Source organism: Escherichia sp. E.sYA108, from assembly GCF_011754335.1.
Lineage (GTDB): Bacteria > Pseudomonadota > Gammaproteobacteria > Enterobacterales > Enterobacteriaceae > Escherichia > Escherichia coli.
Genome location: NZ_JAAQVZ010000001.1, coordinates 3,433,687 through 3,450,784 on the forward strand (window position 1 = coordinate 3,433,687; position 17,098 = coordinate 3,450,784).

General features: G+C 53.4%; 16 protein-coding genes and 1 pseudogene. 10 read left to right on the forward strand and 7 right to left on the reverse strand.

Features of this window, described 5'->3' with window-relative positions; all coding sequences use genetic code 11:
• Window positions 1–90 precede the first annotated feature (90 nt).
• Complete coding sequence (ybiJ, locus tag HBM92_RS16515; RefSeq protein ID WP_000849301.1) at window positions 91–351, forward strand: DUF1471 family protein YbiJ; 261 nt, start codon at window positions 91–93, stop codon at window positions 349–351.
• 102 nt (window positions 352–453) lie between these two features.
• Here ybiJ and ybiE read toward each other — a convergent pair whose 3' ends face one another.
• The 4 genes from ybiE to dinG all read right to left on the reverse strand — a co-directional run bounded on the left by ybiE (window position 454) and on the right by dinG (window position 4,945).
• Window positions 454–513, reverse strand: a complete 60-nt coding sequence (gene ybiE / locus HBM92_RS25455; RefSeq protein WP_212734104.1) for a hypothetical protein — start codon at window positions 511–513, stop codon at window positions 454–456.
• A 65-nt stretch (window positions 514–578) separates the two neighbouring features.
• A complete protein-coding gene (hcxB, locus tag HBM92_RS16520) occupies window positions 579–1,664 on the reverse strand; it encodes a hydroxycarboxylate dehydrogenase HcXB (protein WP_000253506.1) in 1,086 nt (361 codons plus the stop codon).
• A 140-nt stretch (window positions 1,665–1,804) separates the two neighbouring features.
• The gene (gene ybiB / locus HBM92_RS16525; protein ID WP_000386565.1) at window positions 1,805–2,767 is read right to left on the reverse strand and encodes a DNA-binding protein YbiB; all 963 of its coding nucleotides are present in this window, start codon (window positions 2,765–2,767) and stop codon (window positions 1,805–1,807) included.
• A gap of 27 nt (window positions 2,768–2,794) precedes the next feature.
• A complete protein-coding gene (gene dinG / locus HBM92_RS16530; protein ID WP_001218658.1) occupies window positions 2,795–4,945 on the reverse strand; it encodes an ATP-dependent DNA helicase DinG in 2,151 nt (716 codons plus the stop codon).
• A 106-nt stretch (window positions 4,946–5,051) separates the two neighbouring features.
• Between dinG and HBM92_RS16535 the strand changes: the two are divergent.
• Window positions 5,052–5,249 (forward strand): annotated as a pseudogene (locus tag HBM92_RS16535) (NADAR family protein); the annotation flags it as partial.
• Between the two features lie 232 nt (window positions 5,250–5,481).
• On the opposite strand, the gene rhlE reads toward HBM92_RS16535, so the two are convergent.
• Window positions 5,482–6,843, reverse strand: a complete 1,362-nt coding sequence (gene rhlE / locus HBM92_RS16540) for an ATP-dependent RNA helicase RhlE (RefSeq protein WP_000007116.1) — start codon at window positions 6,841–6,843, stop codon at window positions 5,482–5,484.
• A gap of 228 nt (window positions 6,844–7,071) precedes the next feature.
• Here rhlE and cecR point away from each other — a divergent pair, with 228 nt between their 5' ends.
• The 5 genes from cecR to HBM92_RS16565 are packed head-to-tail and all read left to right on the forward strand — an operon-like array spanning window position 7,072 to window position 12,713.
• On the forward strand, window positions 7,072–7,743 hold the full coding sequence (cecR, locus tag HBM92_RS16545; RefSeq protein ID WP_001445319.1) for a DNA-binding transcriptional regulator CecR: 672 nt from the start codon (window positions 7,072–7,074) through the stop codon (window positions 7,741–7,743).
• A 2-nt stretch (window positions 7,744–7,745) separates the two neighbouring features.
• Window positions 7,746–8,741, forward strand: a complete 996-nt coding sequence (hlyD, locus tag HBM92_RS16550) for a secretion protein HlyD (protein ID WP_001298684.1) — start codon at window positions 7,746–7,748, stop codon at window positions 8,739–8,741.
• The gene (locus HBM92_RS16555; protein ID WP_001304787.1) at window positions 8,734–10,470 is read left to right on the forward strand and encodes an ATP-binding cassette domain-containing protein; all 1,737 of its coding nucleotides are present in this window, start codon (window positions 8,734–8,736) and stop codon (window positions 10,468–10,470) included. Before hlyD ends, HBM92_RS16555 begins: the two co-directional genes overlap by 8 nt.
• Window positions 10,463–11,596: an ABC transporter permease gene (locus tag HBM92_RS16560; protein ID WP_000070131.1), complete on the forward strand. Its 1,134-nt coding sequence runs from the start codon at window positions 10,463–10,465 to the stop codon at window positions 11,594–11,596. Before HBM92_RS16555 ends, HBM92_RS16560 begins: the two co-directional genes overlap by 8 nt.
• A gap of 10 nt (window positions 11,597–11,606) precedes the next feature.
• Entirely contained in the window at window positions 11,607–12,713 is a 1,107-nt protein-coding gene (locus tag HBM92_RS16565; protein ID WP_000469033.1) for an ABC transporter permease, read from the forward strand.
• On the opposite strand, the gene HBM92_RS16570 is transcribed toward HBM92_RS16565, so the two are convergent.
• On the reverse strand, window positions 12,675–13,085 hold the full coding sequence (locus HBM92_RS16570) for a YbhQ family protein (RefSeq protein ID WP_000871982.1): 411 nt from the start codon (window positions 13,083–13,085) through the stop codon (window positions 12,675–12,677). The two genes, HBM92_RS16565 and HBM92_RS16570, sit on opposite strands and share 39 nt — an antisense overlap.
• A 132-nt stretch (window positions 13,086–13,217) precedes the next feature.
• Here HBM92_RS16570 and HBM92_RS16575 point away from each other — a divergent pair, with 132 nt between their 5' ends.
• From HBM92_RS16575 to HBM92_RS16585, 3 genes are read left to right on the forward strand one after another with little or no spacing between them, the layout of a single operon-like run.
• Entirely contained in the window at window positions 13,218–13,979 is a 762-nt protein-coding gene (locus HBM92_RS16575; protein ID WP_001113348.1) for an endonuclease/exonuclease/phosphatase family protein, read from the forward strand.
• Complete coding sequence (gene clsB / locus HBM92_RS16580; protein WP_000650340.1) at window positions 13,976–15,217, forward strand: cardiolipin synthase ClsB; 1,242 nt, start codon at window positions 13,976–13,978, stop codon at window positions 15,215–15,217. The genes HBM92_RS16575 and clsB overlap by 4 nt, the downstream gene beginning before the upstream one ends.
• A complete protein-coding gene (locus HBM92_RS16585) occupies window positions 15,217–16,173 on the forward strand; it encodes a YbhN family protein (RefSeq protein ID WP_000045478.1) in 957 nt (318 codons plus the stop codon). Before clsB ends, HBM92_RS16585 begins: the two co-directional genes overlap by 1 nt.
• A 35-nt stretch (window positions 16,174–16,208) precedes the next feature.
• Here HBM92_RS16585 and HBM92_RS16590 read toward each other — a convergent pair whose 3' ends face one another.
• Window positions 16,209–16,922 (reverse strand): Bax inhibitor-1/YccA family protein, encoded by a 714-nt coding sequence (locus tag HBM92_RS16590; RefSeq protein WP_001298686.1) that lies wholly within the window; start codon window positions 16,920–16,922, stop codon window positions 16,209–16,211.
• Window positions 16,923–17,098 lie beyond the last annotated feature (176 nt).

Consider the following 17,098-nt stretch of genomic DNA (forward strand, 5'->3'; position numbering starts at 1 on the left):
TTCGATTTTATCTCTCGTAAAAAAACGTGATACTCATCACATCGACGAAACAACGTCACTTATACAAAAATCACCTGCGAGAGATTAATTATGAAAACTATCAATACTGTTGTTGCTGCTATGGCTCTTTCAACTCTGTCATTTGGTGTGTTCGCGGCGGAACCGGTAACGGCATCCCAGGCACAGAACATGAATAAAATCGGCGTGGTTTCTGCCGATGGCGCATCCACCCTCGATGCCCTGGAAGCGAAACTGGCTGAGAAAGCCGCGGCGGCCGGTGCCAGTGGATACAGCATCACTTCTGCCACCAACAACAATAAATTAAGCGGTACTGCGGTAATTTATAAGTAATTCGTAGGACGGATAAGGCGTTTACGCCGCATCCGGCAACAGATGCCTGATGCGACGCTACCGCGTCTTATCAGACCTACAAAATCCGAACCGTTGGCTGGATCAGGCGTTTACGCTACGTTCAGCACAAGTATTTCCCTGTCTGTTTGCCGACAGACGCATATGCTCTAACCCTCATTGATCCTATGTTACCCTTGTTTGCCCGTCCGCCACTGGACGGGCTTTTTTTAGCTGGCTAACTGCTGACAGAAAGCCTGCAACGTCTCTTCCGGCATACCAATCTGCCGCGCTGCATCACAAATGGCCTGCCAGCTTCCCGCATCCAGTGGAATCCCCTGCTCCTGCCGTTCGCGACGCGTGTTCACTTCCCACTCGCCCGGTAGCAAAATCGGTTTATCTTCATCATGCGGCGAGGCTTTCACCCACTCGGCAAAGGCTTCGGTCTGTGCACTACAATCCGGCGCGCCGAACAGTTCCGGGTTGATAATGATAGTAGTCATGCAGTTAAGAATGGCATCAGGACTGGTTTGTAACGTTTCCTGATGCGTCGTTTTACCGCCAGAAAGCGCCCCGCCAAGAATTTCACACATCGCTGCAAGGGCGTAGCCTTTATGTTCGGCAAAGGTCAACAGCGAACCCAACGGCGACTCCTGCATTACCGCCGGATTTGTCGTCGGCACGCCGTTAACGTCAATCAGGCAACCTGGCGGCACGGGGACGCCTTTATGCCAGGCGACGCGGGTTTTGCCAAATGCAATGGCGCTGGTGGCGTAATCGAGCAACAGCGGGAAATTATCTTTACGAGGGAAAACCACACAGAACGGATTGGTGCCAAAGCGGCTGTCGCGACCGTGGAACGGCGCGACCATTGGAATACCGACCACGCTAACAAAGTGGATAGAGACAAACCCCGCCGCCGCGCACTGTTCTGCCCAGTAACCGATACGACCGATATGATGCGAGTTATGTAGCGCCACGGCGGCAATGCCGTGCTGACGCGCTTTCTCAATCCCCAGCGCCATCGCTTCGTGTGCCGCGACCTGACCAAATGCGCGATCGCCATCGAGCGTGACCGCCGCCCCCGCTTCTTTAACGACTTTGGCATGATGGTTAATTTGCAGATGCCCCTGACTCCAGGAGCGCACATAGCTTGGGATCATGCCAATACCATGTGAATCATGCCCTGCCAGGTTTGCCGCGATTAAATGATCGGCGACTAATTTCGCTTCTTGTTCCTCACTACCCATCTGACGAAATACAGCCTGAATAAAACTGTGCAGCGTCTGAGCATCAAAGCGATGACCACTTACCATGGTTAACTCCTGTTTATGTTATGTGTTTGTTGTTTTTTTATGCTGCACGCCGGGCGCGGGAAGGTCAATAAAGATGCAGGAATTTCATATTGCGGTGGGGTAAAAGCCGGATGACATGGCTCATCCGGCTGAGATAAAAATTAAAATGCCTGATTAACGCGCGCCAGGCCGTCGCTGATAGTTGCCGCTTCACCCGTAGCCATCAGGCAGCAAGCCATCTGGATTTTCAGCGATTCGGGAATCGGTTCGCTGCCAGCAAGGCAACGCTCAATCCACTGCGCCGTGGTTTCCGGATCTTTTGCTTGTGGCAGTAACTCGCTACCAGCAGTGTCCTGTTTTTCATACAGTACCCGCATCCCTTCACGGTCAATGAGATTGATCTGCGGGCAGCGCTGCGGATTAGCATACACTTCACCTTCAGTACCATGCATTAGTAGCGCCCGCCCGCCGATATCACTAAAGAACTTCGCGACGCGTCCAATGTATTCCGGATGCGAAACGCTGGAAAGACGCAGTGCCTCACCTTCGGCAAATGGCGTCGCCAGTTTCGCCAGGGTATGTGCACTGTTACGCACGCCCATCCGCCAGCGCATCGCCAGTTGTTTTTCCAGCGGCGGGCAAAACGCGCCGACAGGCATAAACACCGGTTGATGTTCGTCGAGCTTCGCCTGCGCCTGCCCGCCGTGCAACGTTGGCGTAATACCCATCAGTTCGAAAATGGTTTCTGTCAGCACGCGGGTTGGATCTTCGCTAACCCCGTGAACCACCACGGGAAAACCGAGTTTGTGCAGGAGAATCGCCAACAACGGCGTCAGGTTGGCCTGTTTACGCGCGCCGTTGTAACTGGGGATGACAATCGGCATCGGCTTGCCTGCAGGCGGCGTCAGCTTGATGGTGTGATTTTGCATGGCTTCGTAAAAGCCGAGCATCTCTGCTTCCCCTTCCCCTTTGATACGTAGCGCAATCAATACGCCGCCCAACTCAAGGTCAGGGACTTCACTATTGAGCATATGGGCATACAGACCGCGCGCAGTATCCCGGTCTAAATCGCGCGCGTGGTTTTTCCCGCGCCCGATCTCTTTAATGATTTTGCGATAGTCCATTTACGACTCCTTACCTGACTCACATCATTAACGCCGCCGACGGCGTGGGGATTTCGTTTTTTCTTTCTTTTTAACTATACCTTCAGGGACTTCCGGTTGCTCTATCGGAAATACCGGTAATGCATCCAGTAGTCGCTTGCCATAATTTTTTGTCAGCAAGCGTTTGTCGTAGATAACCACTTCCCCCCAGCAACCGTGGCTTCGAATCAGTCGCCCAACCTGCTGAATCAGGTTAAACGAAGCGCTCGGCAGGCTTTGCACCTCAAACGGATAGCGGTTGAGGCTTTTCAGCCATTCACCTTCGGTGATCACCACCGGGCTGTCGATGGGCGGAAAAGCGATCTTGTGGATATGCACCTGGCTGAGCAGATCGCCTTTCAGATCAAGACCTTCGGCAAAGGACTGTAAGCCCACCAGCACGCTACGCTCACCGTTGGCAACGCGTTTGCGGTGCAGTTCAACTAAGCGATAACGTGGCTGATCGCCCTGCACCAGCAACATCAGGCGTAAATCCGTCACATAGTCGAGAAAGCGCTGCATCGCACGCCCGCTGGCAAACAGCACCAACATACCGAGATGTTTTTTGCTCTCCACCTGCTCACGGAAAAAGGCCGCCATTTCAGCAATGTGCTGCTCTTCGTTGTCGATGGAAGGCTCAACGCGCATCCGGGGAATAACAATTTTGCCCTGTTCACAGTGGTTAAAGGGGGAATCCAGTGCCACAAAACGGTCGCCCGCTTTCTCTTTCAGCCCACTCATCTCCTGCAAACGCGAAAAACTGTTCAGCGAACGCAAGGTTGCGGAGGTAACAATAATGTGCGGAATACTGCGCCACAGCAGCCTTTCCAGTTGGTCGCTAACACGAATACCCACACAGTGAAACCACAGATGTAGCTGCCCTTCGCGCTCTTCCCGCGTCGCCCATTTGGTCACCGGCGCACCGGAAGATTGCGCCAGAGACGCCAGCCGCCAGAGTTTGCTTTGCGCCTCGAACATCCCCAACGCGCGGTTCATCTGCAAAATCAACCGATGCAGGCGTACAATGTCATGGCTGCCGGTTTTCTCACTTAAATCGTTAAGAAATAACTCCGCCAGACCACGCAGCATCTCGGTGAGTTTTGCCAGCCGCTGGCAGATCTCCAGCACTTCATCAGGCAGTTCGCCCATCGCAAAACGGTGCTCTGCCTCCTGCCCGGCAGGCATGTAGAGATTGAGAATGTTGTTTAACGAGGCGATAAGCTCATACAGCTCTTCACAATGCGCATTCAAACGTTCAGGGATCGCCAGCGGTGGGATGGTCTTCGGGCGAAACTGCTCCATGCAGGTGGCGACCAGTTTGGTGAACAGGTCCAGTTGGAGCCGGTACCAGGGCGCAGTGATTTCGGCGCTCATCTCCAGCGCATCCCGCGCCACATCCGGCAGGTGATGACCTTCGTCCAGCACCAGCAGTAAATTTTTCGGGTCAGGCAATACCGCTTCGCTTTCCATCGCCGCCATCACCAGCGCATGGTTTGCCACCACCACTTCCGCTTCCTGAATTTCCCGACGAGCGACAAAAAACGGGCATTCGCGATAGTAGTAACAGTTGCGGTTGAGGCAGCTGGCTTTGTCGGTACTCAAACGACGCCAGAGATCATCATCTATAGCGATATCAGTATGATCGCGCAGGCCATCCCATTTATAAGTGTCGAGATCGCCCTTCAGCTTCGCACAACGTTTTTGCTCTTCCTGATTGTTCGGCGTCAGTTCGTCGTCAAGAAACGCCAGCAGATCCTGTTGCGTGGGCTCAGTGCTGGCGAGCGCTGTCAGATTACGCGGGCAAACGTAGCGCCCACGCCCAAAAGCGGCAGTGAATTTAAGATCGGGAATGATCTTTTTCAGCAGCGGTAAATCTTTGCTGTAGATCTGATCCTGCAATGCCACGTTGGCGGTACTTACCACCAGCGTTTTTTGCTCTTCGCGGGCAATGGCGATGCCGGGGATCAAATAGGAGAGCGTTTTCCCAACGCCGGTAGGGGCTTCAATCGCCAGATGCCGCCCTTCTTCTCCGGCCAGCGTTTTGGCGACGTCCGCAATCATCTGCCGCTGCGGCGCACGGGGAATAAAGTCGGGGATCTGTTCCTGAAGCGCCTTATACCAGGCGGCAATTTGCGCTTTAAGCGCGGCGGTTAATGCCATGAGAAAACCTGAAATACTGTATAAACAGCCAATATTGTGGCATTTTTCGGTTTTCAGGGGTAATGGTTTTTCTGTTTCTGGAAAGCGGCTCGCAATAACCAGCAGGATGATGCGTAAAGCGCTTCGCGCTAAATTCGAACAACATGCAGAACTGCGTACACTCTTGCTGGCAACCGCGTCCGCAAAACTGGTTGAGCATACGCAAAATGATGCTTACTGGGGAGATGGCGGTAATGGTCAGGGCAAGAATCGCCTGGGGTACCTTTTAATGGCGTTGCGCGGACAATTGGCTGCGGAGAAGTAACGCATCGGGTGGCTTGTGGGCGTTAAAACAGAGAAATCTTTTTGCCGCGCTCGCAAATGGCTGACAAGTGCTTGTTGTGAAATGCCGGATGCGGCGCGAGCGCCTTATCCGGCCTACAAAAACATGCACATTCAATATATTGCAGAGTTCACGTAGGCCTGATAAGCGTAGCGCATCAGGCAGTTTTGTGTTTGTCATCAGTCTCATGCCGGGCATAGCCCGGCATAAAAGATTACTGCGCAGCGGCAGGTTTACGCGGACGGCGGCGACGTTGTTGTTCGCCTGCCGGTTTGGCATCGCCGAGACGACGAGACGGTTTTTCTGCGGGCTTCGCGTTACCAGACTTCGCACCACTTTCCGCACGGCGTGGTTGCTGTTGACCGCGACCACCGCCCTGTCCACGACCGCCGCCACGTTGCTGGCGACCGTTCTGGATCGGTTCGGCTTTGATTGACGGGTCCGGCTCATACCCCGGAATCGCAATGCGCGGGATCTCTTTTTTCAGCAGTTTTTCGATATCACGCAGCAGTTTGTGTTCATCAACACACACCAGCGACAATGCTTCGCCAGTTGCCGCCGCACGGCCAGTACGCCCGATACGGTGAACATAATCTTCCGGTACGTTTGGTAACTCATAGTTGACGACGTGCGGCAACTCTTCGATATCCAGGCCGCGCGCAGCGATGTCAGTTGCCACCAGTACACGAATATCGCCCGATTTAAAATCGGCCAGCGCACGAGTACGCGCACCTTGCGATTTATTACCGTGGATCGCCGCACTACGGATGCCATCTTTATTAAGCTGTTCAGCCAGATGGTTAGCGCCATGTTTGGTACGGGTAAACACCAGCACCTGCTGCCAGTTCCCTTTCCCAATCATATGCGACAGCAATTCGCGTTTGCGTTTCTTATCGACAAAGTGAACGTGCTGGGTCACCTGATCAGACGCAGTATTGCGGCGTGCCACTTCGATTTCCAGCGGGTTGTGCAACAGTTTTTCCGCCAGGGCTTTAATATCGTCAGAGAAGGTCGCGGAGAACAACAGGTTCTGGCGCTTCGCTGGCAGTTTTGTTAACACGCGACGGATATCGTGGATAAAGCCCATGTCGAGCATGCGGTCAGCTTCATCAAGGACGAGGATTTCAACCTGATCCAGCTTCACTGCATTTTGATGTTCCAGGTCCAGCAGACGTCCCGGCGTTGCCACCAGCACATCAACGCCGCCGCGCAACTTCATCATTTGTGGGTTAATGCTGACACCGCCAAACACCACCAGCGAACGAATGTTCAGATATTTGCTGTAATCACGGACGTTTTCGCCAATCTGCGCCGCCAGTTCACGGGTCGGGGTAAGAATGAGCGCGCGTACCGGACGACGCCCTTTGGCGTGCGGCTGGCGAGTGATCAGGTGTTGCAACAACGGCAGCGTAAAGCCCGCTGTTTTGCCGGTACCGGTCTGGGCGCTGGCCATCAGGTCGCGGCCTTCCAGCACCGCAGGGATCGCCTGCTGCTGAATAGGGGTGGGTTCACGGTAACCCTGCTCGGCAACGGCGCGCAGGATATCAGGGCTTAAACCCAAAGAATCGAAAGACATAACTACTCCGAACCGCCCCGACCGTTACCGGTGTAGTTTTCAGGGAGATACTGAAAAGGAAAATGACAAAAACCACAATGTCATGAGGGAGCGGAGTGTAGCAGTTTTTGTGACGCAGCGCATAAATTATCCCTGTGACTGGCGTAGCTAAAATTCTTAGCCATACTGGACAACTCCCCTATGGAGTCATAATCTTAATCAATCATTTGATTAAGAATGGACTGTGCGATGAATAATCCTGCCATGACAATCAAGGGTGAACAGGCGAAAAAACAGCTGATTGCTGCGGCACTGGCACAGTTTGGTGAATATGGAATGAACGCCACCACCCGCGAGATAGCCGCCCAGGCCGGGCAGAATATCGCTGCCATCACCTACTACTTCGGTTCGAAAGAAGATTTGTATCTCGCCTGCGCCCAGTGGATTGCCGATTTTATTGGCGAGCAGTTCCGTCCGCACGCTGAAGAAGCCGAACGCTTGTTCGCACAACCACAGCCGGATCGGGCTGCCATCCGCGAACTGATCCTTCGCGCCTGCAAGAACATGATTAAGCTGCTCACCCAGGATGACACCGTCAACCTCAGCAAATTTATCTCCCGTGAGCAGCTCTCTCCCACGGCAGCCTATCACCTGGTGCACGAACAGGTAATTAGTCCGCTACACAGCCACCTTACACGCCTGATTGCCGCCTGGACCGGCTGCGACGCCAATGACACCCGCATGATCCTTCATACCCATGCGTTGATTGGTGAGATTCTGGCATTTCGTCTTGGCAAAGAAACCATTTTGTTACGTACCGGCTGGACCGCGTTCGATGAAGAAAAGACCGAACTGATTAACCAGACGGTGACCTGTCATATTGACCTGATTTTGCAAGGATTATCGCAAAGGAGTTTGTAGTGATGAAAAAACCTGTCGTGATCGGACTGGCGGTAGTAGTACTTGCCGCCGTGGTTGCCGGAGGCTACTGGTGGTATCAAAGCCGCCAGGATAACGGCCTGACGCTGTATGGCAACGTGGATATTCGTACGGTGAATCTTAGTTTCCGTGTTGGGGGGCGCGTTGAGTCGCTGGCGGTGGACGAAGGTGATGCGATCAAAGCGGGCCAGGTGCTGGGCGAACTGGATCACAAGCCGTATGAGATTGCCCTGATGCAGGCGAAAGCGGGCGTTTCGGTGGCTCAGGCGCAGTATGACCTGATGCTTGCCGGGTATCGCGACGAAGAAATCGCTCAGGCCGCCGCAGCGGTGAAACAGGCGCAAGCTGCCTATGACTATGCGCAGAACTTCTATAACCGCCAGCAAGGACTGTGGAAAAGCCGCACCATTTCGGCAAATGATCTGGAAAATGCCCGCTCCTCGCGCGACCAGGCGCAGGCCACGCTGAAATCAGCGCAGGATAAATTGCGTCAGTACCGTTCCGGTAACCGCGAACAGGACATCGCCCAGGCGAAAGCCAGCCTCGAACAAGCGCAGGCGCAACTGGCGCAGGCGGAGCTGAATTTGCAGGATTCGACGCTGGTCGCTCCGTCTGATGGCACGCTGTTAACGCGCGCGGTAGAGCCAGGCACGGTGCTTAATGAAGGTGGCACGGTATTTACCGTCTCGCTGACGCGTCCGGTGTGGGTACGCGCCTATGTTGATGAACGTAATCTTGACCAGGCCCAGCCGGGGCGCAAAGTGCTGCTTTATACCGATGGTCGTCCGAACAAACCGTATCACGGGCAGATTGGTTTCGTTTCGCCGACTGCTGAATTTACCCCGAAAACCGTCGAAACACCGGATCTGCGTACCGACCTCGTCTATCGCCTGCGTATTGTGGTGACCGACGCCGATGATGCGTTACGCCAGGGAATGCCGGTAACGGTGCAATTCGGTGACGAGGCAGGACATGAATGATGCCGTTATCACGCTGAACGGCCTGGAAAAACGCTTTCCGGGCATGGACAAGCCCGCCGTCGCACCGCTCGACTGCACCATTCACGCCGGTTATGTGACGGGGCTGGTTGGGCCGGACGGTGCGGGCAAAACCACGCTGATGCGGATGCTGGCGGGATTACTGAAACCCGACAGCGGCAGTGCCACGGTGATTGGCTTTGATCCGATCAAAAACGACGGCGCGCTGCACGCCGTGCTCGGCTATATGCCGCAGAAATTCGGCCTGTATGAAGATCTGACGGTGATGGAGAACCTCAATCTGTACGCGGATTTGCGCAGCGTCACCGGCGAGGCACGGAAGCAGACTTTTGCTCGCCTGCTGGAGTTTACATCTCTTGGCCCGTTTACCGGACGCCTGGCGGGCAAGCTCTCCGGTGGGATGAAACAAAAACTCGGCCTGGCCTGTACCCTGGTAGGCGAACCGAAAGTGTTGCTGCTCGATGAACCCGGCGTCGGCGTTGACCCTATCTCACGGCGCGAACTGTGGCAGATGGTGCATGAGCTGGCGGGCGAAGGGATGTTAATCCTCTGGAGTACCTCGTATCTCGACGAAGCCGAGCAGTGCCGTGACGTGTTACTGATGAACGAAGGCGAGCTGCTGTATCAGGGAGAACCGACGGCCCTGACTCAAACCATGGCCGGACGCAGCTTTCTGATGACCAGCCCGCACGAGGGCAACCGCAAACTGTTGCAACGGGCATTGAAACTGCCGCAGGTCAGCGACGGCATGATTCAGGGGAAATCGGTACGTCTGATCCTCAAAAAAGAGGCTACACCAGACGATATTCGCCATGCCGACGGGATGCCGGAAATCAACATTAACGAAACTACGCCGCGTTTTGAAGATGCATTTATTGATTTGCTGGGCGGTGCCGGAACCTCGGAATCGCCGCTGGGCGCAATATTACATACGGTAGGAGGTACACCTGGCGAGACGGTGATCGAAGCGAAGGAACTAACCAAGAAATTTGGTGATTTTGCCGCCACCGATCACGTCAACTTTGCCGTTAAACGCGGGGAGATTTTTGGTTTACTGGGACCAAACGGCGCGGGTAAATCGACCACCTTTAAGATGATGTGCGGTTTGCTGGTACCGACCTCTGGTCAGGCGCTGGTGCTGGGCATGGATCTGAAAGAGAGTTCCGGTAAAGCGCGCCAGCATCTCGGCTATATGGCGCAAAAATTTTCGCTCTACGGCAACCTGACGGTCGAACAGAATTTACGCTTTTTCTCTGGTGTGTATGGCTTACGCGGTCGGGCGCAGAACGAAAAAATCTCCCGTATGAGCGAGGCGTTCGGCCTGAAAAGTATCGCCTCCCACGCGACCGATGAACTGCCATTAGGTTTTAAACAGCGGCTGGCGCTGGCCTGTTCGCTGATGCATGAACCGGACATTCTGTTTCTCGACGAACCGACGTCCGGCGTTGATCCCCTCACCCGCCGTGAATTTTGGCTACATATCAACAGTATGGTAGAGAAAGGCGTCACGGTGATGGTCACCACCCACTTTATGGATGAAGCGGAATATTGCGACCGCATCGGCCTGGTGTACCGCGGGAAATTAATCGCCAGCGGCACACCGGACGATTTGAAAGCGCAGTCGGCCAACGATGAGCAACCCGATCCCACGATGGAGCAAGCCTTTATTCAGTTGATCCACGACTGGGATAAGGAGCATAGCAATGAGTAATCCGATCCTGTCCTGGCGTCGCGTGCGGGCGCTGTGCGTCAAAGAGACGCGGCAGATTGTTCGCGATCCGAGTAGCTGGCTGATTGCGGTAGTGATCCCACTGCTACTGCTGTTTATTTTTGGATACGGCATTAACCTCGACTCCAGCAAGCTGCGCGTCGGGATTTTACTGGAACAGCGTAGCGAAGCGGCGCTGGATTTCACCCACACCATGACCGGTTCGCCCTACATCGACGCCACCATCAGCGATAACCGTCAGGAACTGATCGCCAAAATGCAGGCGGGGAAAATTCGCGGTCTGGTGGTTATTCCCGTGGATTTCGCCGAACAGATGGAGCGCGCCAACGCCACCGCACCGATTCAGGTGATCACCGACGGCAGTGAGCCGAATACCGCTAACTTTGTGCAGGGGTATGTCGAAGGGATCTGGCAGATCTGGCAAATGCAGCGAGCGGAGGACAACGGGCAGACTTTTGAACCGCTTATTGATGTACAAACCCGCTACTGGTTTAACCCGGCGGCAATAAGCCAGCACTTTATTATCCCCGGTGCGGTGACCATTATCATGACGGTCATCGGCGCGATCCTCACCTCGCTGGTGGTGGCGCGAGAATGGGAACGCGGCACCATGGAGGCGTTACTCTCCACAGAGATTACCCGCACGGAACTGCTGCTGTGTAAGCTGATCCCTTATTACTTTCTCGGGATGCTGGCGATGTTGCTGTGTATGCTGGTGTCGGTGTTTATTCTCGGCGTGCCGTATCGCGGGTCGCTGCTGATTCTGTTTTTTATCTCCAGCCTGTTTTTACTCAGTACCCTGGGAATGGGGCTGCTGATTTCCACGATTACCCGCAACCAGTTCAATGCCGCTCAGGTCGCCCTGAACGCGGCTTTTCTGCCGTCGATTATGCTTTCCGGCTTTATATTTCAGATAGACAGTATGCCCGCGGTGATCCGCGCGGTGACGTACATTATTCCCGCACGTTATTTCGTCAGCACCCTGCAAAGCCTGTTCCTCGCCGGGAATATTCCGGTGGTACTGGTGGTGAACGTGCTGTTTTTGATCGCTTCGGCGGTGATGTTTATCGGCCTGACGTGGCTGAAAACCAAACGTCGGCTGGATTAGGGAGAAGAGCATGTTTCATCGCTTATGGACGTTAATCCGCAAAGAGTTGCAGTCGCTGCTGCGCGAACCGCAAACCCGCGCAATTCTGATTTTACCCGTGCTGATTCAGGTGATCCTGTTCCCGTTCGCCGCCACGCTGGAAGTGACCAACGCCACCATCGCCATCTACGATGAAGATAACGGCGAGCATTCGGTGGAACTTACTCAACGTTTTGCCCGCGCCAGCGCCTTTACCCATGTGCTGCTGCTGAAAAGCCCGCAGGAGATCCGCCCGACCATCGACACACAAAAGGCGTTACTACTGGTGCGTTTCCCGGCTGACTTCTCGCGCAAACTGGATACCTTCCAGACCGCGCCGTTACAGTTGATCCTAGACGGGCGTAACTCCAACAGTGCGCAAATTGCCGCCAACTACCTGCAACAGATCGTCAAAAATTATCAGCAGGAGCTGCTGGAAGGAAAACCGAAACCCAACAACAGCGAGCTGGTGGTACGCAACTGGTATAACCCGAATCTCGACTACAAATGGTTTGTGGTGCCGTCGCTGATCGCCATGATCACCACTATCGGCGTAATGATCGTCACTTCACTTTCCGTCGCCCGCGAACGTGAACAAGGTACGCTCGATCAGTTACTGGTTTCGCCGCTCACCACCTGGCAGATATTCATCGGCAAAGCCGTACCGGCATTAATTGTCGCCACCTTCCAGGCCACCATTGTGCTGGCGATTGGTATCTGGGCGTATCAAATTCCCTTCGCCGGATCGCTGGCGCTGTTCTACTTTACGATGGTGGTTTACGGTTTATCACTGGTGGGATTCGGTCTGTTGATTTCATCACTCTGTTCAACACAACAGCAGGCGTTTATCGGCGTGTTTGTCTTTATGATGCCCGCCATTCTCCTTTCCGGTTACGTTTCGCCGGTGGAAAACATGCCAATGTGGCTGCAAAATCTGACGTGGATTAACCCTATTCGCCACTTTACGGACATTACCAAGCAGATTTATTTGAAGGATGCGAGTCTGGATATTGTGTGGAATAGTTTGTGGCCGCTACTGGTGATAACGGCCACGACAGGGTCAGCGGCGTACGCGATGTTTAGACGTAAGGTGATGTAACTTCTTATCTTTCGCCAGCAAAGACACCACCGCCGGGCCGGCAAGGATTGCCAGCCCTGCAATTGCCAGCAAAAAGTTGTTTTCCAGTACGCGGGACAACAGCCACAGCACAATCAGCGCTGCACCAAAATACCAGGTCGTGGTCAGCTCTTCCAGCACGTCTGCCACCTCACGCCAGCGTTGCTCGGGGTGGCGCTGAAACACCAGCATCATCACTACCGTGACACAATACAGTGCGCATAATCCTACGCCGACGTGAACCAGAGTTTTACTCATCCAGCCCACCACCAGCAGCGCCACTACCAGTAAATGCAACATAATCTGCCAGCAACTTAGGCCAGTTGCGACACGAACACGTTGTTGCCACTTCATGGCTTCTCTCCTGAAGAATTTATCTCTACTTATTCAGAGTACCGAACTTTACGGAAAATTCCGTAAGACCGCACCTTTTTGTGACGCCGACTACACTATTTCAATGAGATAAGAGGCAAAGACAGGAAAATTATGCCCGATCAAACACAACAATTTTCGTTCAAGGTGCTCACCATCAATATTCACAAAGGCTTTACCGCGTTTAACCGACGCTTCATTTTGCCGGAACTTCGCGACGCCGTGCGTACCGTCAGCGCCGATATTGTTTGCCTGCAGGAAGTGATGGGCGCGCACGAAGTTCATCCGCTGCATGTGGAAAACTGGCCCGATACCTCGCACTACGAGTTTCTCGCCGACACCATGTGGAGCGATTTCGCCTACGGTCGCAATGCCGTATACCCGGAAGGACATCACGGTAACGCCGTTCTTTCACGTTATCCCATTGAACATTATGAGAATCGTGATGTTTCGGTCGATGGTGCGGAAAAGCGCGGCGTGCTCTACTGCCGCATTGTGCCGCCGATGACCGGGAAAGCGATTCATGTGATGTGCGTACATCTGGGCCTGCGTGAGGCGCACCGTCAGGCGCAGCTTGCGATGCTCGCCGAATGGGTGAATGAGCTACCGGACGGCGAACCGGTATTGGTAGCGGGTGATTTCAACGACTGGCGGCAAAAAGCTAATCATCCGTTAAAAGTGCAGGCCGGGCTGGATGAGATTTTTACCCGCGCCCACGGACGCCCGGCGCGCACGTTTCCGGTGCAATTTCCTCTACTACGACTGGACAGGATCTACGTCAAAAATGCCAGCGCCAGCGCGCCAACCGCGTTGCCGCTGCGGACATGGCGACACCTTTCTGATCATGCCCCTTTAAGTGCGGAGATTCATTTATGAAATGTAGCTGGCGCGAAGGCAATAAGATCCAGTTGCTGGAAAACGGCGAGCAATATTATCCCGCGGTGTTTAAGGCGATTGGCGAGGCGCAAGAACGCATCATTCTTGAAACGTTTATCTGGTTTGAGGATGACGTCGGCAAACAGCTGCATGCGGCGCTATTGGCAGCAGCGCAACGCGGGGTAAAAGCGGAAGTCTTGCTGGATGGCTACGGTTCGCCGGATCTCAGCGATGAGTTTGTCAATGAACTGACGGCAGCTGGCGTGGTGTTCCGCTACTACGATCCCCGCCCTCGCCTTTTTGGTATGCGCACCAATGTGTTTCGCCGGATGCATCGCAAAATTGTGGTGATCGACGCGCGTATCGCCTTTATTGGCGGGCTGAATTACTCCGCCGAGCATATGTCCAGCTACGGCCCGGAGGCCAAACAGGATTACGCGGTTCGCCTCGAAGGGCCGATTGTCGAAGATATTCTCCAGTTTGAGCTGGAAAACCTGCCAGGACAGAGCGCGGCGCGACGCTGGTGGCGACGTCATCATAAAGCGGAAGAGAACCGCCAGCCGGGAGAAGCGCAGGTATTGCTGGTCTGGCGCGATAACGAAGAACATCGCGATGATATCGAACGTCACTATCTGAAAATGCTCACTCAGGCGCGGCGGGAAGTGATTATCGCCAACGCCTACTTCTTCCCCGGCTATCGTTTTTTACACGCCTTGCGTAAAGCGGCACGGCGCGGGGTGCGGATCAAACTGATCATTCAGGGCGAACCGGATATGCCGATTGTCAGAGTCGGCGCACGTTTGCTGTATAACTATCTGGTTAAAGGCGGCGTTCAGGTGTTTGAGTACCGCCGCCGCCCGCTCCACGGCAAAGTGGCATTGATGGACGATCACTGGGCGACAGTAGGGTCCAGTAATCTCGATCCGCTCAGTTTGTCACTGAATCTCGAAGCAAATGTCATCATCCACGATCGTAATTTTAACCAGACGCTGCGCGATAATCTGAACGGCATTATCGCCGCAGATTGTCAGCAGGTCGATGAGACCATGCTGCCGAAACGCACCTGGTGGAACCTGACCAAAAGCGTGCTGGCGTTCCACTTTTTACGCCACTTCCCGGCGCTGGTGGGCTGGCTTCCGGCGCACACGCCACGTCTGGCGCAGGTTGGTCCCCCCGCACAACCGACAATGGAAACGCAGGATCGGGTAGAAACTGAAAACACGGGGGTAAAACCCTGATGAGTAAATCACACCCGCGCTGGCGCTTAGCAAAGAAACTCCTCACCTGGCTGTTTTTTATCGCGGTGATTGTGTTGCTGGTGGTCTACGCCAAAAAAGTGGACTGGGAAGAGGTCTGGAAGGTCATCCGCGACTACAATCGCGTTGCGCTGCTTAGTGCGGTCGGGCTGGTGGTCGTCAGTTATCTGATTTACGGTTGCTACGACCTGCTCGCCCGTTTCTACTGCGGTCACAAACTGGCGAAGCGCCAGGTGATGCTGGTGTCGTTTATCTGCTACGCCTTCAACCTGACACTCAGTACCTGGGTCGGCGGCATTGGTATGCGCTATCGTTTGTACTCCCGACTGGGGTTACCGGGCAGCACTATTACGCGGATTTTTTCGCTCAGTATTACCACCAACTGGCTAGGCTATATTTTGCTAGCGGGGGTTATCTTTACCGCAGGCGTGGTGGAGTTGCCGGATCACTGGTATGTCGATCAAACTACGCTGCGTATTCTCGGTATTGGCTTACTGATGATTATCGCGGTTTATTTGTGGTTTTGCGCTTTCGCGAAGCACCGCCATATGACCATCAAAGGGCAAAAGCTGGTGCTGCCTTCGTGGAAATTCGCCCTCACCCAGATGCTGATTTCCAGCGTTAACTGGATGGTAATGGGAGCGATTATCTGGCTGTTACTTGGTCAAAGCGTGAACTATTTCTTTGTACTGGGCGTGTTGCTGGTTAGTAGTATTGCTGGCGTCATCGTGCATATTCCGGCGGGAATTGGTGTGCTGGAAGCGGTGTTTATCGCGCTACTGGCTGGGGAGCATACCTCCAAAGGCACAATTATCGCCGCCCTGCTCGCTTACCGTGTGCTGTATTACTTTATCCCACTGCTGCTGGCGCTGATCTGTTACCTGTTGCTGGAAAGCCAGGCGAAGAAGCTACGGGCGAAAAATGAAGCGGCGATGTGAAGTATAGTTAAGTTCTTTAGTATGTGCATTTACGGCTAATGAAAAAACCGCGTATGCCTTTGCCAGACAAGCGTTATAGCTATAGCGGCAAGAATCCCAAAGAAGCCGATAAAATAGTAATAGAGTGTTAATGCACCTATAAAAGCACAACGAACCGAACTCCATAATTCTTCACTATGGCTTTTTCCTGTCAGTTCAAGGAGCTTATTTCGTCCATGCGAGATAATGCCTGACCATAAGACAATCATTAAGCAACTTATTACCCAAATGGGTCGTTCACTCATTAATGTGGCATTCACGATGATTACCAGGGCCAACCCTGTCAACGTCATCATAATGATAAAACGGTGAGAACCAGGATCAAATTTAAACAATAGACCTGCCAGCATACTGATTAAAAACATCGATCCCGCAGTGCTGAACACGACGATAATGGCAGATACAGGCGCTAAACTCGCAACGACAATCGCCACCAAAGAGATTAAAAACAAATATATTACGCCCGCGATGGCGGTATTTATCTTGTTGATATCTTTACTCAAGCCATACATAGAAAGTAATAATAATCCTATAGCAACATACATTTGCGGTGAATCATATTTTGTTGCCGTAATTTCGAGATACTTAGCGCCCCAGGCCAGCCCTGCGGTTGCCACCAAACCCAAAGCGGTAATGAGCCATATGCTGTTTAATATCCTGGCTTCGTGCTGAAAATCTAATTTATTGCTATTTTGCGAGTATGATTCCATTCTTTTAGTTGTCCTTAGAAAAAACATTAATATTCACCATCAATAAATTTAAAACCACGCATACAAAATACTTTTGCATTTATGGATACAGAAAACGCTTCCGCTCGTCCATAAGGCATATTTTATACCTGGTACTTGTTAAGTGTCGTTTTTAGTAAGAAAAAAAATCCCGACAC

Excerpts from the sequence above, each read along its gene's own strand:
- ybiJ (WP_000849301.1), top strand. The coding sequence starts at position 91 with ATGAAAACTATCAATACTGTTGTTGCTGCTATGGCTCTTTCAACTCTG.
- hcxB (WP_000253506.1), bottom strand. The coding sequence starts at position 1,664 with ATGGTAAGTGGTCATCGCTTTGATGCTCAGACGCTGCACAGTTTTATT.
- ybiB (WP_000386565.1), bottom strand. The coding sequence starts at position 2,767 with ATGGACTATCGCAAAATCATTAAAGAGATCGGGCGCGGGAAAAACCAC.
- dinG (WP_001218658.1), bottom strand. The coding sequence starts at position 4,945 with ATGGCATTAACCGCCGCGCTTAAAGCGCAAATTGCCGCCTGGTATAAG.
- rhlE (WP_000007116.1), bottom strand. The coding sequence starts at position 6,843 with ATGTCTTTCGATTCTTTGGGTTTAAGCCCTGATATCCTGCGCGCCGTT.
- cecR (WP_001445319.1), top strand. The coding sequence starts at position 7,072 with ATGAATAATCCTGCCATGACAATCAAGGGTGAACAGGCGAAAAAACAG.
- hlyD (WP_001298684.1), top strand. The coding sequence starts at position 7,746 with ATGAAAAAACCTGTCGTGATCGGACTGGCGGTAGTAGTACTTGCCGCC.
- HBM92_RS16555 (WP_001304787.1), top strand. The coding sequence starts at position 8,734 with ATGAATGATGCCGTTATCACGCTGAACGGCCTGGAAAAACGCTTTCCG.
- HBM92_RS16560 (WP_000070131.1), top strand. The coding sequence starts at position 10,463 with ATGAGTAATCCGATCCTGTCCTGGCGTCGCGTGCGGGCGCTGTGCGTC.
- HBM92_RS16565 (WP_000469033.1), top strand. The coding sequence starts at position 11,607 with ATGTTTCATCGCTTATGGACGTTAATCCGCAAAGAGTTGCAGTCGCTG.
- HBM92_RS16570 (WP_000871982.1), bottom strand. The coding sequence starts at position 13,085 with ATGAAGTGGCAACAACGTGTTCGTGTCGCAACTGGCCTAAGTTGCTGG.
- HBM92_RS16575 (WP_001113348.1), top strand. The coding sequence starts at position 13,218 with ATGCCCGATCAAACACAACAATTTTCGTTCAAGGTGCTCACCATCAAT.
- clsB (WP_000650340.1), top strand. The coding sequence starts at position 13,976 with ATGAAATGTAGCTGGCGCGAAGGCAATAAGATCCAGTTGCTGGAAAAC.
- HBM92_RS16585 (WP_000045478.1), top strand. The coding sequence starts at position 15,217 with ATGAGTAAATCACACCCGCGCTGGCGCTTAGCAAAGAAACTCCTCACC.
- HBM92_RS16590 (WP_001298686.1), bottom strand. The coding sequence starts at position 16,922 with ATGGAATCATACTCGCAAAATAGCAATAAATTAGATTTTCAGCACGAA.